Below are 15,495 nucleotides of genomic sequence, written 5' to 3'. Positions count from 1 at the left end.
TCGCTCCTATAGGGATCGTGGAGACAACAAAAGGAGTAGGCCGTGCTTGCGACGGCGTTGGTGTTGGTGGCGGCGCTGTTGCATGCGGCGTGGAATACCCTGATCAAGTTCAGTGCGGAGCGGCTGTTGGTGGTGGCCTGCATGGACAGCGTGGCGCTGCTCTTTGTCGCGCTGATGTTGCCGTTCCTGGCCGTGCCGCCGCTGGAGATCTGGCCGTGGATCCTGGCATCGGCGGCATTCGAGCTGCTCTATCGCTATTTGCTGATCCAGGCCTATCGGGTCGGCGACCTCGGGCTGGTTTATCCGCTGATGCGCGGTCTGTCACCGTTGGTGGTGTTGGCGCTGACACTGATCTTTGCCGGGGAGGTGCTGACCCATCAGCAGATTTTCGGAATTCTGCTGATCCCGTTCGGCATGCTGTGCCTGCTCTGGCAGGGCGGCGGCGGTGCGCGTTTACCGTGGTCGATGTTGCCGGTGGTGGCGTTGATCGGCCTGTGCATCGGTTGCTACACCTACATCGACGGTCAGGCGTTGCGGCGCTGGGCCCATCCGCTGGATTACCTGGTCTGGGTCACGTTGCTGAGCGGCTGGCCGTTTCCGTTGCTGGCCTGGGTGCGCAAGCGCCCGGCATTCAAGTTGTTCTGGCGCGAGCAATGGCGGCTGGGCCTGGCGGTCGGGTTCTGCGTGTTGTTCAGCTACGCTTTGGTGCTGTGGGCGATGCAGATGGGGTCGATTGCCGAGGCCGCAGCGCTGCGCGAGATCAGTGTGATTCTGGTGGTGCTGTTCGGCATGCGCTACTTGAAAGAACCATTCGGCCGGCCGCGACTCCTGGCTTGCGGGCTGGTACTGATCGGCATACTGGTGATGAAGTTTTGATCGCCCCGATGGAATTCGGCTCTTTATAACCTGAAGAAAGGACGGCGTTATGACGGTGGCTCTGTGGTGCATTCTGATCGCGATTTTCCTGCCGTATGTGTGCACGTGGATCGCCAAGCTCAGTGGCGGGTTCAGGCTCAAAGACAATCATGACCCTCGGAGCTTTCTCGACAATCTGGAGGGCGTCGGCAAGCGGGCGAATGCCGCGCAACTGAACAGTTTTGAAGTGATCCCGGCGTTCGCCGCTGCGGTGATCGTGGCGCATCTGGCCGGCAATGCCGAACTGGTGACGATCAATGTGCTGGCCGTGCTGTTCATCACCTGCCGCCTGCTCTACATCATTTGCTACCTGGCGGACTGGGCGACGCTGCGGTCGTTGGTGTGGTTCGTGGGGATGGCGTTGATCGTGAGTTTCTTTGTGGTGTCGGTGTAAAAGATCTTCAGGTTTTTTACCGGCCTCATCGCGAGCAGGCTCGCTCCCACATTGGAGCGCATGTCTTCTGTGGGAGCGAGCCTGCTCGCGAAAGCTATCTAACGGTCAACACTCGCCTCAGGGCTTGGTCTTCTCCGCATTTGCCACTTGCGGCACTTGCGGGAGCGCAGCACCCTTGGGCCAAAGCATCCAGATCTGCCCCTGTTGTTTCATGTCCCCGGCCAGTTGCCCGGCCGCGTCACCCGTGCCCCAGAACAGATCCGCCCGCACCTCGCCGGCAATGGCGCCGCCGGTGTCCTGTGCCGCCACGGGGCGAACCAGGGCCGTGCCGTCCGGCCTGGTGGTAGACAGCCACAACAGGCTGCCCAGCGGAATGACCTTGCGATCCACCGCCGCGCTGTAACCGGCGGTCAACGGTACGTTCAGCGAGCCGCGCGGACCTTCGTTGCTGTCCGGGTTGCGGGTGAAGAACACGTAGCTGGGGTTGCTGCCGAGCAGTTCGGGAATTCGCGTCGGATTGGCCTTGGCCCAGGTGCTGATGGCACCCATGGTCACGTCTTCTTTTTTCAACTCGCCCTGTTCCACCAGCCAGCGGCCGATCGGTCGATACGGATGGCCGTTCTGATCGGCGTAAGCGATGCGCAACTGGCGACCATTGTCGAGCTGGATACGACCCGAACCCTGGATTTGCAGGAATTGCAGGTTCATCGGATCGGTCAGCCAGGCCACGACCGGCGCCTTGACCCCTTTGCTTTCGATGGTTGCCGCGTCGTCGTACGGTTTGAGTACGCGGCCTTCAAGTCGACCGCGCAGGCGTTTGCCCTTGAGTTCCGGGTAAATGCTGTCGAGGGCGACGACGATCATGTCTTCGGGGACGCCATAGACCGGGACATTGGCGGCGCCAGTTTGGGTCAGGCTGCCGGGATAGACCGGTTCGTAGTAGCCGGTGATCAAGCCATTGGGGTTGTCGTTGGCGGCGCGCAGGCCATAGACATCGAGGTTCTGCTTGAGAAAACCGCGAATGTCGCCGGCGGTTTGCGGCACGTTGGCAGCCGCTGCGCAGGTGCCGCCCCATACCGGGTCGGCCTTGAGTCGGGTGCAGGCGCTGCGCCACGAACCGAAGCCGGCGACCAGGTCGTTGTCGGACACCGCCGGCAGCGCTTCCCATGTGGCGCTGGAGTAGGTGGCCAGGGCATGGGTTTTCGGTTGCTGATTGTCGCCACCGGTGCAGCCTGCAAGCAGGGCCACCATCGGCAGGGTCCAGGCCAGGCTGTGACGCCATGCCTTGAAACGGCTGTTCATGGAGTGATTCCTTTGCCGGTTGCCTGAGCGCTTCATGCGCTCAAACAACCCTTATTGATAATAGGGCTATTGGTCTTTTCCGGTGACGCGAGGATACTGGCCGCCGTTTCCCGTGACCTGAAGCCACCATGACTCTTAAAAGACTTTCCGTTGTATTGCTGGCCTGCCTGACGTTGTCCGCTTGTGGCGGCGTCGACCCCAACTCGCCGCTCGGCCAGCGCAAGAGCATTTTCAAGCAGATGCTCAAGACGGGTGAAGACCTGGGTGGCATGCTGCGTGGGCGCATTCCGTTCGATGGCCCGAAGTTCGCCGAGGGCGCGGTGAAACTCGATGCGCTGTCCCGTGAGCCGTGGCAACATTTTCCGCAGGTCCGCGAGGAAGATCACACCAGCGCCAAGCGCGATGTCTGGGAGCAACAGGCGCGCTTCCAGGCAATGGCCCGTGACCTTGAATCCGCCACCGGTGAACTGGTGATCGCCAGCCAGGTTCAACCCTACAAGGCCAGCAATCTGGGGCCGGCGGTGCAGAAAGTCGAAGATGCTTGCAGTGCATGTCATAAGGCGTTTCGGGATCATTGACTGGCGTTGCCCGGTCTGACGTCTTCGCGAGCAAGCCCGCTCCCACAGGGGATATGTGCCACACCACACATCCCCTGTGGGAGCGGGCTTGCTCGCGAAGGCTGCTTCGGCAACACCGAAGACCTCTGTTCGTTACCAGTGATTACTTATCCAGCTCATCGAGTGCGTCCTGCAATTCCTTGCGGGCATCGGCGAGTTTGTCTTTGCGCTTGTTGATCTTGTCGGGGTCGCCTTTGCTCATGGCCTTGTCGAGGTCCGCCTGACGCTTGCTGACTTCGTGTCTGGCGTCGAGCACCTTGTTTTCCCGTTCCTTCTTCAGCGAGGCGTCGGTGCAGTTCGCTTCGACTTCGCTCAGGGCTTTTTCCAGGCCTGCCTGCTGGTCGGCATTGCCGTGGACCTTGGCCAATTCGATCTGGTTGACGATACCTTGCTTCTTGGCGGCGCAACCGGTCAGCCCCGGCGCTTCCTCGTCCGCCATCAACGGGGTGGCCAGCACGCTGCAAAGGGTCAACAGGGCGAGCGGTGAAAGAAATTTCATAAAAGCTCCATGTAGGAAAGCAAGCAGGCTGGTGTGGCAATGGCTTGTTGGAGCCCGGCGGTCCCCTTTGGGTTCCCGCTGGGCGCAGGGCTGACCGCTAAAGCCGTCAATCCCGGCATCACGTAACGTTTTACTCAAGGCCAGGACCTGCGGATCGCGGAAAAAAGCGTTCAACTGCGCCGCGCGTCCTGGCCCGATACCAGCCTCGGCCCGCCATTGTTCAATGTCTCGTTGCGCCAGTGCCTGCCATGAATCGCCAGGATGCGCCTGACCTGTCGGCGGCATTCCGAGGGCTTTCAGCCAGTGCGCGAACGGGCGCTGCCGGGCCTGGTTGAAACTGTCTGCAAGGCGAGCCGCGCTGCGCTCGCCGAAACCGTCAATGGTAGCAAGCTCTTGGGCATCGAGGGTCAACCAATCCAGCAGACCGTTCAGGCGACCTGTTGCAAGAAGTTTTTCCCAGGTGCCCGGACCCACATTGGGCAGCGCCAGCCCCTGCTTGCTGCTGAGCCAGGTCAGGCGCGCGAGAAACTGGCTCTCACAGTCCGGAGTCGGTTGCCAGCAACTCAAAGAATGAAAGTCCGTCGCCAGCGGCACGTTCAATTCGGCGCGTTCACTGCTGCGCAATACAACGCCTTCGAGCCTGGGAATGGTCAGCCCGGCCAGGCTGATGGCGACCTGATCACCCGGACGTATGTCCAGCGCCTGCCAGCGTTGCAACGAACTGACACTGACGCGTTTGATCTGCCGGTCATCGAGCGTCACCGGGGTCAGTTCAAGTACCGGAGTGATCCGCCCGGTTCGGCCGATCCTGAAGTGAACCTGGCGGACTTCAGCCAATGCCTGGGCGAAGGGGTATTTCCAGGCGATGGCCCAGTAGGGCGGCCTGACCTGCCAGCGTTCGGCGGCGGGGCGCTGGTTCTGGCGCAGGACGATGCCGTCGCTGGCAAAGGGCAGGGGGGAGCGATACCAGTGTTCACGCCAGCGTTCGGCCTCGATCACGGAGGTGATTGGCTGGCTGTATGCCGTGGTACTCGGGAAGCCCAGCGCACTCAGTGCCGCGGCACGCGCGGGCACGCTCGCCGGCCCTTGGGGCCAATCCCAGACAAACAGATCGATGCCGGCGGCCTGTTCGGGGCTCAAGACCTTGCGCGCCATCAGGCCCGCCACCGTGGAGCGAGCGTTGAGGCTACCGGCCTGGGCTTGCACATGATCGGTCAGGCGCCAATACAGTTCGCCTTGCACGAGTAAGTCCCGGGTCTGCGACAGGCGTTGCGGGATGGCCGGAATCTGCCGTGCCGGAACCGTCCAGTCCTGACCGGTTTTACCGTCGCCACGGCTGATTGCCTGGGCCAGCAGGCCGTTGCGGTAAACCAGGGTCACCGCCACGCCATCGATTTTAGGCTGGGCCCAGACGTCCACCCGGTCACGTAGCCATTTTTCGACGGCGGGGCGATCGTGCAGTTTGTCCAGGCCGGTGTGGACAATGGGGTGGGGCAGTGTGCCGCGTGCAGTGCGCAAGGGGTCTGCGGACGGACTCAGATTGAAGCAGTGGCGCCATTGAGTAAGTCGCGCGCGGGACTGGTCATAGAGTTCATCGGCGACCAGCGAGTGTCCCAGGCGGTGATAGCTTTCGTCCCAGAGGTCGATTTGCTGTTGCAGCTTGCCGACTTCATTCAGGGCGCGTTCGGATGGCCAGTCCGGACATTCGGCGGCGCTGGCGGTCAGGTGGGCAAAGGTCAGTAGAGTGGCGAAAAACAGGCGCAGGTCAGGAAGCATCTTGAGCGTCCTTGCTCGGTGAGGTGCGTGAAGGCTAGGTCAGTATCCGATGGCGCAGTGATGGGGATTTTTTCCGGGTATTTCTGGTGGCGGTGCTCGCGAAGGCGGCCACGCGGTCCCAAACGCAAGGCAATAAAAAGCCCCGCAGGGCGCGAACCGTGCGGGGCTTCGGGTGTTGCGGGGAAGTCTTACAGGCCGGCAGCAGCACGCAGGGCGTCGGCGCGGTCGGTTTTTTCCCAGGTGAACGTGGTGAAGGTGTCTTCGCCAACGGTCTTGGTTGCCGGGGTGCGACCGAAGTGGCCGTACGCAGCGGTTTCCTGATACATCGGGTGCAGCAGGTCGAGCATGGTGGTGATCGCGTATGGACGCAGGTCGAACACTTCGCGGACCAGCTTGATGATCTTGTCATCGCTGATCTTGCCGGTGCCGAAGGTGTTCAGCGAGATCGAAGTCGGTTGGGCAACGCCGATGGCGTAGGACACCTGAATCTCGCAGCGCTCGGCCAGGCCGGCGGCAACGATGTTCTTGGCCACGTAACGACCGGCGTAGGCGGCCGAACGGTCAACCTTCGATGGATCTTTACCGGAGAACGCGCCACCGCCGTGACGGGCCATGCCGCCGTAGCTGTCGACGATGATCTTGCGACCGGTCAGACCGCAGTCACCCACCGGGCCGCCAATGATGAACTGGCCGGTCGGGTTGATGTGGAACTGGGTGTCCTTGCTCAGCAGTTCGGCAGGCAGCGCGTGCTTGACGATCAGCTCCATTACGGCTTCGCGCAGGTCTTTGTACGAGACTTCAGGGTTGTGCTGGGTCGACAGGACTACCGCGTCGATACCGACAACCTTGCCGCCTTCGTAACGGCAGGTGACCTGGGACTTGGCGTCCGGGCGCAGCCAAGGCAGCAGGCCGGATTTACGGGCCTCGGCCTGACGTTGCACAAGCTGGTGCGAAAAGGTGATCGGTGCCGGCATCAGCACGTCGGTTTCGTTGCTGGCGTAGCCGAACATCAGGCCCTGGTCGCCGGCGCCCTGATCTTCAGGCTTGGCACGGTCAACGCCCTGGTTGATGTCAGGGGACTGCTTGCCGATGATGTTCATCACGCCGCAAGTGGCGCCGTCGAAGCCTACGTCGGAGCTGGTGTAGCCGATATCGCAAATCACATCACGAACGATCTGCTCCAGGTCGACCCAGGCGCTGGTGGTCACTTCACCTGCAACGATGGCCACGCCGGTCTTGACCAGGGTTTCCACCGCTACGCGAGCGTGTTTGTCCTGGGCAATGATGGCGTCCAGCACTGCATCGGAAATCTGGTCGGCGATTTTGTCCGGATGCCCTTCAGACACGGACTCGGAGGTGAAGAGGGAGTATTCGCTCATCTCGATGTTTTCCTGAATTTACCGATGGTGAGTGTCGCCAGCCGGTCGCTGAAAATGGCGGACCTGGATCTGGAAACCATTGCGTAAGCCTACATAGAGGCTTTCCCCGGGAGCGAGTCCCGCAGCGGTGGCCCAACGGGCCAAATCGTCCTGTTCAAACCCCAGCCAGAGATCACCGCAGGCCTCCTTGGCCCAACTCTGGTTGTGGCTACATAACTCTGTCACTAACAGGCTACCGCCTGGTTGCAGCAAGTGGGCCATGTGCTTGAGCGCATCGGCCGGCGCGGCAAAATGGTGCAGCACCATGTTCAGTACCACGCAATCGGCCTTGAGGCTGACGCCGTTCAATGCATCGGCCAATTGCAGGCTAACGTTAGTCAGCTTGTCGCGTTCGCAGACCTGGCGCGCCAGTTCGAGCATCGCGGTGCTGTTGTCCAGCGCCGTGACTTGCGAGAAGCGGCGCGCCAGTTCAGGCAGGAATGCACCATCACCGGGGCCGACTTCAATGGCCGTGGCGTCTTTGTCAAAGCTCAACTTGTCGAGCAGGGCCACCACGCTTTCGCGGTATTGCGGCAGGCCGGCGATCAAGTCTTGCTGGGCGCGAAATTTCTCCGCTACCCGTGAGAAAAAGTCCTGGCTGGCGGCCGCGCGTTGCCCATGGACCTGGGCGATGCGCGACTGCACGTCGCTCGGCAGCGTCAGGTTGTCCACTTCTTCGAGCAGGGCTGCGTGCAATTTACCGCCCAGCAGTTCGGTATGGGGCAGGGCGCGACGGTAGAAAATCGCGTTGCCTTCGCGGCGCGTTGCCACCAGGCCGGCCTGGGCCAGTACCTTGAGGTGGTGGCTCATGCCTGACTGGCCGATGCCGAAGATCTGCGCCAGCTCCAGCACGCCGAACGAGTCGTTGGCCAGTGCGCGCAAAACATTCAACCGCAGGGGATCGCCGCCAGCCTTGCACAAGGCCGCCAGCTCATCGCAATCGTCATGTTGAATGGAGGGCACGCGTAAATTCATAAGGCCGGCAGTCTAGTCACGGGTCGATGGCATCGCAAGAGCAATATCAAAAAGTTTTGATATTGCTCGATAGATGGCACTTCCTGACGTTAGGTTCAGTCAACTAAACCGGAGCAGAAAGGTTTCATCACGTTAATACGTCGTTATCCATTGGAAAAACGCCTCCAGATGACTATCTGTCATTGCCCCGAGGCGGCCCGGTGAGGGAAAATGCTCGCCTTTTTTCCGTTTCGTTTTATTCAAGCCCCCAGGAGAACAGCGATGCCTAGCCGTCGTGAGCGTGCCAACGCCATTCGTGCCCTCAGCATGGATGCCGTGCAAAAAGCCAACAGCGGCCATCCCGGTGCCCCAATGGGTATGGCGGATATCGCCGAGGTACTTTGGCGCGACTACCTCAAGCACAACCCGAGCAATCCATCGTTCGCCGACCGTGACCGCTTCGTGCTGTCCAACGGCCACGGCTCGATGCTGATCTACTCGCTGCTGCACCTGACCGGCTACGACCTGTCGATCGACGACCTGAAACAGTTCCGCCAACTGCACAGCCGCACCCCGGGCCACCCGGAACTCGGCTACACCCCGGGCGTAGAAACCACCACCGGTCCACTGGGCCAAGGCCTGGCCAACGCCGTGGGTTTTGCCCTGGCTGAAAAAGTCATGGCGGCGCAGTTCAATCGTCCTGGCCACAACATCGTCGACCACCACACCTATGTGTTCCTGGGTGATGGCTGCATGATGGAAGGCATTTCCCACGAAGTCGCTTCCCTGGCCGGTACCCTGGGCCTGGGCAAGCTGATCGCCTTCTACGATGACAACGGCATCTCCATCGACGGCGAAGTCGAAGGCTGGTTCACCGACGATACGCCGAAGCGTTTTGAGTCCTACAACTGGCAAGTGATCCGCAATGTCGACGGTCACGATCCGGAAGAGATCAAGACTGCGATCGAGACGGCCCGCAAGAGCGCGCAGCCAACCCTGATCTGCTGCAAGACCACCATCGGTTTCGGTTCGCCGAACAAGCAAGGCAAGGAAGATTGCCACGGCGCCCCGCTGGGTGACGCGGAAATCGCCCTGACCCGTGCGGCGCTGAAGTGGAACCACGGCCCGTTCGAAATTCCGGCCGACATCTATGCCGAGTGGGATGCCAAAGAAGCCGGCCGCGCGGTCGAAGCCGAGTGGGATCAGCGTTTTGCTGCTTACTCCGCAGCTTTCCCAGCACTGGCTATTGAGTTCATGAGCCGCCTCAATGGCGATCTGCCACTCGATTTCTCGGCCAAGGCCGATGAATACATTGCCGAAGTGGCCGCGAAAGGCGAAACCATCGCCAGCCGTAAAGCCAGCCAGAATGCCCTGAATGCATTCGGCCCGTTGCTGCCAGAACTGTTTGGCGGTTCGGCTGACCTGGCCGGTTCCAACCTGACCCTGTGGAAGGGTTGCAAAGGTGTCACCGCCGAAGACGCCAGCGGCAACTACATGTACTACGGCGTGCGCGAGTTCGGCATGACCGCGATCATGAACGGCGTTGCCCTCCACGGCGGCCTGGTACCTTACGGCGCGACCTTCCTGATGTTCATGGAATACGCCCGCAATGCGGTGCGCATGTCGGCCCTGATGAAGCAGCGTGTGATCCACGTCTACACCCACGACTCCATCGGTCTGGGCGAAGACGGCCCGACTCACCAGCCAATCGAGCAACTGGCCAGCCTGCGCTGCACGCCGAACCTCGACACCTGGCGTCCGGCCGATGCCGTTGAATCGGCGGTGAGCTGGAAGTACGCACTGGAGCGCAAGGACGGTCCTTCGGCCCTGATCTTCTCGCGTCAGAACCTGCAGCACCAGACCCGTGATGCCGGCCAGATCGCCGACATCAGCCGCGGCGGCTATGTGCTCAAGGACTGCGCAGGCGAGCCTGAGCTGATCCTGATCGCCACCGGCTCGGAAGTCGGTCTGGCCGTTCAGGCCTTCGACAAACTGACCGAGCAGGGCCGCAAGGTGCGCGTGGTTTCCATGCCTTGCACCAGCGTGTTCGACGCCCAGGACGCCGGCTACAAGCAATCGGTCCTGCCGTTGCAGGTCAGCGCCCGTATCGCCATTGAGGCTTCCCATGCTGACTACTGGTACAAGTACGTCGGCCTGGAAGGTCGCGTGATCGGCATGACCACCTACGGCGAGTCGGCGCCTGCGTCGGCCTTGTTCGAAGAGTTCGGCTTCACCCTGGAAAACATCCTGGGTCAGGCTGAAGAGCTGCTGGAAGACTAAGCACGACGCGGTGGTTTCATGACCACCGCGGTCCCCCTGTAGGAGCGAGCCTGCTCGCGATGGTCGTTAACGATAACGCTGGATGCCTGAATCCCCGCGTTGTCTGGGCCACCATCGCGAGCAGGCTCACTCCTACAGGGGGGATGTGTTGTTAACGAGAATTCGTTTGCCTGCGTCTATCGAGAACCCCATGCCTCAACCGCGTCCCTACAAAGTTGCACTCAACGGCTACGGCCGGATTGGTCGTTGCGTCTTGCGTGCGTTGTTCGAGCGAGGCGACAAGGCCGGGTTCGAGATTGTCGCGATCAACGATCTGGCCGACATGGCCAGTATCGAATACCTGACACGTTTCGACTCCACCCACGGCCGGTTCCCCGGTGAAGTGAAGGTCGACGGCGATTGTCTGCATATCAATGGCGACTGCGTGAAGGTCCTGCGCAGTGCCACCCCCGAAGGCATCGATTGGGCATCCCTGGGCATCGATCTGGTGCTCGAGTGCTCCGGTGCTTATCACACTCGCGAAGACGGCCAGCGTTTCCTCGACGCCGGCGCCCCGCGTGTGTTGTTTTCCCAGCCGATGGCCAGCGAGACGGACGTCGACGCGACCATCGTCTATGGCGTGAACCAGGATTGCCTGACCGGCGACGAGTTGCTGGTGTCCAACGCGTCCTGCACCACCAACTGCGGCGTGCCGCTGTTGCGCCTGCTGAATCAGGCCATTGGCCTGGATTACGTGTCGATCACCACCATTCACTCGGCCATGAACGATCAGCCCGTCATCGATGCCTATCACCACGAAGACCTGCGCCGCACCCGTTCGGCGTTCCAGTCGGTGATTCCGGTGTCCACCGGTCTGGCGCGTGGTATTGAGCGCCTGTTGCCGGAACTTGCCGGACGAATTCAGGCCAAAGCCGTGCGGGTGCCGACGGTTAATGTGTCCTGCCTCGATATCACGATGCAAACGGCCACTGCGACCGACGCTGTCGAAGTCAACCGGATCCTGCGCGAGGCCGCCACCAGCGGCCCGCTCAAAGGCCTGCTGGCCTACACCGAGCTACCCCACGCAAGCTGTGATTTCAACCATGACCCACATTCGGCGATCGTCGATGCCAGTCAGACCCGAGTTTCCGGCCCACGGCTGGTGAACATCCTGGCCTGGTTCGACAACGAATGGGGTTTTGCCAACCGAATGCTGGACGTTGCGCAACACTATCTGCAAATAGCTTCATCCAAAAAAACTGCTCTCTAAACAGCTACCCAGGAAATGCGACCCATGACCGTGTTGAAGATGTCCGACCTCGATCTGCAAGGTAAGCGCGTATTGATCCGCGAAGACCTCAACGTCCCAGTCAAGGACGGTGTTGTCACCAGCGATGCGCGTATCCTGGCCTCGCTGCCGACCATCAAGCTGGCCCTGGAAAAAGGCGCGGCCGTGATGGTCTGCTCGCACCTTGGCCGTCCGACCGAAGGCGAGTTCTCGGCCGAGAACAGCCTCAAGCCAGTCGCCGACTACCTGAGCCGCGCCCTGGGCCGTGAAGTGCAACTGGTGGCTGACTACCTGGGCGGCGTTGACGTCAAGGCCGGCGACATCGTGCTGTTCGAAAACGTGCGCTTCAACAAAGGCGAGAAAAAGAACGCCGACGAACTGGCCCGGCAGTACGCCGCCCTGTGCGACGTGTTCGTGATGGACGCCTTCGGTACCGCGCACCGTGCCGAGGGTTCGACCCACGGCGTGGCCAAGTTTGCCAAGATCGCCGCTGCCGGCCCGCTGCTGGCTGCTGAACTGGATGCGCTGGGCAAGGCCCTGGGTGCTCCGGCCAAGCCGATGGCTGCCATTGTTGCCGGCTCCAAGGTGTCGACCAAACTCGACGTACTGAACAGTCTGAGCCAGATCTGCGACCAGTTGATCGTCGGCGGCGGCATTGCCAACACCTTCCTGGCGGCTGCCGGTCACCCGGTCGGCAAGTCGCTGTACGAGCCGGACCTGCTCGACACTGCTCGTGCCATCGCCGCCAAAGTCAGCGTGCCGCTGCCAGTGGACGTGGTGGTTGCCAAGGAATTCGCTGAGAGCGCTGCTGCAACAGTGAAGCTGATCGCTGACGTCGCTGCCGATGACATGATCCTCGACATCGGCCCGCAGACCGCCGCGAATTTCGCCGAGCTGCTGAAGTCGTCCAGGACCATTCTGTGGAACGGTCCGGTTGGCGTATTTGAGTTCGATCAATTCGGCAATGGCACCAAAGTGCTGGCCCAGGCCATCGCCGACAGCGCTGCGTTCTCCATTGCCGGCGGTGGCGACACCCTGGCTGCCATCGACAAGTATGGCGTGGCCGAGCAGATCTCCTACATTTCTACCGGTGGTGGCGCGTTCCTCGAATTCGTCGAAGGCAAGGTGCTGCCAGCCGTTGAAGTCCTGGAAAGCCGGGCCAAGGCCTGAGGGTCGCCCGTTTGACCCGGCAAGGGAGTGTGGACATGGTCAAGACGTTAGCGCTGTTGATCGTCGCGGGCTCACTGGCGGCTTGCGGGAGCAGCCCGAAAGCCACGCCGGAGCCCGAGGCGCCGGCGTCACGCAACGGCTGTTATCAGGCGGACTGGCAGGCGGAAACCAACCCGGTGCTCAACAAGCGCTCCGGGCCCGAGGGCCTGGACAAATACGAGACCCAGGCACCCGCCAAGGAACATGGCTGCCCTTGACGGGTCTGACTCTTTACTCAGGGCTGGCGGCGTGTGCCGTCAGCCGAGGGACACGGATGAAAGGTTTTATCGCCGTTACGGCGCTGGCGCTGTTGGCGGGTTGTGCTCAGTTGAACCTGTTCCAGTCGTCCGCACCTGTGGATAACTGGACCACCTGGACCTGCGACAGCCAGGCCAAAGTGGTTTGGCGTTACACCGACGACAGCCTTAGGGAAGTCGACGTGCGCCTGGGCGGTGCCGATCAGGTCTACCGTTTGAAGCAGGAACCGGGCGCATCGGGTTCGCTGTACAGCAATGACATGCTGGCGTTTCACATAAAAGGTGAGGAAGGCCTGGTTTACTGGGTCGCCACCAATGATTTGATTGGCCGCGGTTGTAAGGCGCAATAACTGAAACACCACGGACCCCATGTGGGAGCGGGCTTGCTCGCGAAAGCGGTGGATCAGCTTGCATAAATGTTGAATGTTAAATCGCATTCGCGAGCAAGTCGAAACGTCGCACCGCCGCTCCCACAGTTGTTTTGTGTCGTGATTGAGATTGATGCAACACCAAATTCGCAGCCCGGGCTTAACCCCCGATCTGCAATAACTTGAATAGCCGCCGCCGCTACGGCAGGCTGGCACGATTAACGACCCTCAACCGGGAGAGATACATACAATGGCACTTATCAGCATGCGCCAGATGCTGGACCACGCAGCCGAGTTCGGCTACGGCGTTCCAGCCTTCAACGTCAACAACCTTGAGCAGATGCGCGCCATCATGGAAGCCGCTGACAAGACTGACTCCCCGGTGATCGTCCAGGCTTCGGCCGGTGCTCGCAAATACGCCGGTGCACCGTTCCTGCGTCACCTGATCCTGGCAGCCATCGAAGAATTCCCGCACATCCCGGTGTGCATGCACCAGGACCACGGCACCAGCCCTGACGTCTGCCAGCGCTCCATTCAACTGGGCTTCAGCTCGGTGATGATGGACGGCTCCCTGGGTGAAGACGGCAAGACCCCGACCGACTACGACTACAACGTGCGCGTGACCCAGCAGACCGTGGCCATGGCCCACGCCTGTGGCGTTTCGGTAGAAGGCGAGCTGGGCTGCCTGGGTTCGCTGGAAACCGGTATGGCCGGTGAAGAAGACGGCATCGGCGCCGAAGGCGTACTGGATCACAGCCAGATGCTGACCGACCCGGAAGAAGCCGCTGACTTCGTAAAACGCACTCAGGTTGATGCCCTGGCCATCGCCATCGGCACCAGCCACGGCGCCTACAAGTTCACCAAGCCGCCTACCGGCGACGTGCTGGCGATCGACCGCATCAAGGAAATCCACAAGCGCATTCCGAACACTCACCTGGTAATGCATGGTTCGTCTTCGGTTCCGCAAGAGTGGCTGGCGATCATCAACCAGTACGGCGGCGACATCAAGGAAACCTACGGCGTACCGGTTGAAGAAATCGTCGAAGGCATCAAGCACGGCGTGCGCAAGGTCAACATCGACACCGACTTGCGCCTGGCATCCACTGGCGCAATGCGTCGTCTGATGGCTACCAACCCGAGCGAATTCGACCCGCGTAAATTCTTCGGCGCCACTGTGACCGCCATGCGCGACGTGTGCATCGCTCGCTACGAAGCCTTCGGTACTGCCGGCAACGCTTCGAAGATCAAGGCGATCTCGCTGGAAGGCATGTATCAGCGTTACCTGAAAGGTGAGTTGAACGCCAAGGTCAACTAAGCCTTCTGCGTTTGAGCTGCATAAAAACCCGCCGAAAGGCGGGTTTTTTATGGGCGATGACCCGTGGTCGACGCGGTCAGTGTGGGAGCGGGCTTGCTCGCGAAAGCGGTGTGTCATTCAACATTAATGTCGTCTGACAGTACGCCTTCGCGAGCAAGCCCGCTCCCACAAGGTTAACAGTGCCTCGATATCAATTGTTGTGATCGATATCCAGCTTGCTGAAGGTCACTTTCCCGCCTTCAGTGGTGTACCCGGTGTTGTCCTGCACATAGACCCCAGCCTTGAAGTACATCGGTTTGTCGCGCCAGGTTGTGCTGATTTGCGTATTCCAGTTATAGCCCGCCGCGCTGATGCCCAAGGCACCACCGGGGCTGAGGTGAATGAGATAGTTGAACTGCTGATCGAGCTTCACCCCCGTCGCAACAATGATCACCCGACCCTCATCGTCATCCGGATGCATCCGGACTTTGGCAACGATGTTGCCGGTGGCTGTACTTGTCTTGTATTGGTATTCGACCTTCACCAGCGGTTTCTGGCTTTGGTAGGCATGGATCTGGCCGATGACGATTTTCCCGGAACTGGGCACCTGGTTAACGGCCAGCGTGGCATGCAACAAGTTGTCGGCGTCCGGGTAGTACCAGTTTTTCAGTGTGCCATTGCTGTAGGTTTCACGCAGTTCGGTGCGTGGATAAATCGCATTTTCGGTACGGGAACCGGTCACGGGCGCCCAGAAAAACAACGTGCCAGTGTCGGAATGGAAGTATTGATCCTTGAAGCCATCCACCAGCTTGGAGGTTTCGACGGTGTACGGCGGGCTGCCGACGGGGACGCTGAGGTTCCAGGTTGCAAGGTCGATCATGTCGGTTCTTCCACTTGATTCATGCTGCACGGACGTGCCAGATGCTCTAGCCCGCACCTTCGGGG

The 15,495-nt window shown here is 60.8% G+C and carries 14 protein-coding genes and 1 pseudogene; 9 read left to right on the top strand and 6 right to left on the bottom strand.

Annotation, left to right across the window (positions count from 1 at the left end):
• The first annotated feature begins 42 nt into the window (after positions 1–42).
• Both RS887_RS09590 and RS887_RS09585 read left to right on the top strand, forming a co-directional pair.
• Positions 43–876: an EamA family transporter gene (locus RS887_RS09590; protein ID WP_322615155.1), complete on the top strand. Its 834-nt coding sequence runs from the start codon at positions 43–45 to the stop codon at positions 874–876.
• Positions 877–925: 49 nt separating this feature from the next.
• A complete protein-coding gene (locus tag RS887_RS09585; RefSeq protein ID WP_322615154.1) occupies positions 926–1,309 on the top strand; it encodes an MAPEG family protein in 384 nt (127 codons plus the stop codon).
• 117 nt (positions 1,310–1,426) lie between these two features.
• Here RS887_RS09585 and RS887_RS09580 read toward each other — a convergent pair whose 3' ends face one another.
• Positions 1,427–2,611: a murein transglycosylase A gene (locus RS887_RS09580; protein ID WP_322615153.1), complete on the bottom strand. Its 1,185-nt coding sequence runs from the start codon at positions 2,609–2,611 to the stop codon at positions 1,427–1,429.
• A 128-nt stretch (positions 2,612–2,739) separates the two neighbouring features.
• Between RS887_RS09580 and RS887_RS09575 the strand changes: the two genes are divergently transcribed.
• Complete coding sequence (locus RS887_RS09575) at positions 2,740–3,189, top strand: c-type cytochrome (RefSeq protein WP_111285464.1); 450 nt, start codon at positions 2,740–2,742, stop codon at positions 3,187–3,189.
• Positions 3,190–3,331: 142 nt separating this feature from the next.
• On the opposite strand, the gene RS887_RS09570 is transcribed toward RS887_RS09575, so the two are convergent.
• The 4 genes and pseudogenes from RS887_RS09570 to RS887_RS09555 form a co-directional block, all read right to left on the bottom strand.
• The gene (locus RS887_RS09570) at positions 3,332–3,727 is read right to left on the bottom strand and encodes a DUF1090 domain-containing protein (protein ID WP_085716416.1); all 396 of its coding nucleotides are present in this window, start codon (positions 3,725–3,727) and stop codon (positions 3,332–3,334) included.
• 99 nt (positions 3,728–3,826) lie between these two features.
• Positions 3,827–5,503, bottom strand: a pseudogene (gene ligB, locus RS887_RS09565) (NAD-dependent DNA ligase LigB); the annotation flags it as partial.
• Between the two features lie 188 nt (positions 5,504–5,691).
• Positions 5,692–6,882 (bottom strand): methionine adenosyltransferase, encoded by a 1,191-nt coding sequence (metK, locus tag RS887_RS09560; RefSeq protein WP_057398198.1) that lies wholly within the window; start codon positions 6,880–6,882, stop codon positions 5,692–5,694.
• Between the two features lie 18 nt (positions 6,883–6,900).
• Complete coding sequence (locus RS887_RS09555) at positions 6,901–7,896, bottom strand: ArsR/SmtB family transcription factor (protein WP_111285470.1); 996 nt, start codon at positions 7,894–7,896, stop codon at positions 6,901–6,903.
• Positions 7,897–8,157: 261 nt separating this feature from the next.
• Between RS887_RS09555 and tkt the strand changes: the two genes are divergently transcribed.
• From tkt to fba, 6 genes are all read left to right on the top strand, one after another.
• On the top strand, positions 8,158–10,155 hold the full coding sequence (gene tkt / locus RS887_RS09550) for a transketolase (protein WP_322615152.1): 1,998 nt from the start codon (positions 8,158–8,160) through the stop codon (positions 10,153–10,155).
• 190 nt (positions 10,156–10,345) lie between these two features.
• Positions 10,346–11,404: an erythrose-4-phosphate dehydrogenase gene (epd, locus tag RS887_RS09545; RefSeq protein ID WP_322615151.1), complete on the top strand. Its 1,059-nt coding sequence runs from the start codon at positions 10,346–10,348 to the stop codon at positions 11,402–11,404.
• Positions 11,405–11,428: 24 nt separating this feature from the next.
• A complete protein-coding gene (locus RS887_RS09540) occupies positions 11,429–12,592 on the top strand; it encodes a phosphoglycerate kinase (protein WP_322615150.1) in 1,164 nt (387 codons plus the stop codon).
• Between the two features lie 35 nt (positions 12,593–12,627).
• Positions 12,628–12,849 carry a hypothetical protein gene (locus RS887_RS09535; protein ID WP_008019897.1) on the top strand — a complete coding sequence of 74 codons (222 nt, stop codon included), beginning with the start codon at positions 12,628–12,630 and terminating at the stop codon, positions 12,847–12,849.
• A 56-nt stretch (positions 12,850–12,905) separates the two neighbouring features.
• Positions 12,906–13,238 carry an MliC family protein gene (locus RS887_RS09530; protein ID WP_322615149.1) on the top strand — a complete coding sequence of 111 codons (333 nt, stop codon included), beginning with the start codon at positions 12,906–12,908 and terminating at the stop codon, positions 13,236–13,238.
• A gap of 268 nt (positions 13,239–13,506) precedes the next feature.
• The gene (gene fba, locus RS887_RS09525) at positions 13,507–14,571 is read left to right on the top strand and encodes a class II fructose-bisphosphate aldolase (protein WP_007981624.1); all 1,065 of its coding nucleotides are present in this window, start codon (positions 13,507–13,509) and stop codon (positions 14,569–14,571) included.
• A 190-nt stretch (positions 14,572–14,761) separates the two neighbouring features.
• Here fba and RS887_RS09520 read toward each other — a convergent pair whose 3' ends face one another.
• On the bottom strand, positions 14,762–15,430 hold the full coding sequence (locus tag RS887_RS09520) for a polysaccharide lyase family 7 protein (protein ID WP_322615148.1): 669 nt from the start codon (positions 15,428–15,430) through the stop codon (positions 14,762–14,764).
• Positions 15,431–15,495 lie beyond the last annotated feature (65 nt).

The sequence above is a fragment of the Pseudomonas sp. BIC9C genome (assembly GCF_034541995.1).
In the GTDB taxonomy this organism is placed as follows: domain Bacteria; phylum Pseudomonadota; class Gammaproteobacteria; order Pseudomonadales; family Pseudomonadaceae; genus Aquipseudomonas; species Aquipseudomonas fluorescens_CC.
Note: the sequence above shows the minus strand (reverse complement) of the source record. Positions and strands in the feature narration are given on the sequence as shown.

Excerpts from the sequence above, each read along its gene's own strand:
- epd (WP_322615151.1), top strand. The coding sequence starts at position 10,346 with ATGCCTCAACCGCGTCCCTACAAAGTTGCACTCAACGGCTACGGCCGG.
- RS887_RS09580 (WP_322615153.1), bottom strand. The coding sequence starts at position 2,611 with ATGAACAGCCGTTTCAAGGCATGGCGTCACAGCCTGGCCTGGACCCTG.
- metK (WP_057398198.1), bottom strand. The coding sequence starts at position 6,882 with ATGAGCGAATACTCCCTCTTCACCTCCGAGTCCGTGTCTGAAGGGCAT.
- RS887_RS09530 (WP_322615149.1), top strand. The coding sequence starts at position 12,906 with ATGAAAGGTTTTATCGCCGTTACGGCGCTGGCGCTGTTGGCGGGTTGT.
- RS887_RS09520 (WP_322615148.1), bottom strand. The coding sequence starts at position 15,430 with ATGATCGACCTTGCAACCTGGAACCTCAGCGTCCCCGTCGGCAGCCCG.
- RS887_RS09585 (WP_322615154.1), top strand. The coding sequence starts at position 926 with ATGACGGTGGCTCTGTGGTGCATTCTGATCGCGATTTTCCTGCCGTAT.
- RS887_RS09570 (WP_085716416.1), bottom strand. The coding sequence starts at position 3,727 with ATGAAATTTCTTTCACCGCTCGCCCTGTTGACCCTTTGCAGCGTGCTG.
- RS887_RS09540 (WP_322615150.1), top strand. The coding sequence starts at position 11,429 with ATGACCGTGTTGAAGATGTCCGACCTCGATCTGCAAGGTAAGCGCGTA.
- tkt (WP_322615152.1), top strand. The coding sequence starts at position 8,158 with ATGCCTAGCCGTCGTGAGCGTGCCAACGCCATTCGTGCCCTCAGCATG.
- RS887_RS09555 (WP_111285470.1), bottom strand. The coding sequence starts at position 7,896 with ATGAATTTACGCGTGCCCTCCATTCAACATGACGATTGCGATGAGCTG.
- RS887_RS09575 (WP_111285464.1), top strand. The coding sequence starts at position 2,740 with ATGACTCTTAAAAGACTTTCCGTTGTATTGCTGGCCTGCCTGACGTTG.
- RS887_RS09535 (WP_008019897.1), top strand. The coding sequence starts at position 12,628 with ATGGTCAAGACGTTAGCGCTGTTGATCGTCGCGGGCTCACTGGCGGCT.
- fba (WP_007981624.1), top strand. The coding sequence starts at position 13,507 with ATGGCACTTATCAGCATGCGCCAGATGCTGGACCACGCAGCCGAGTTC.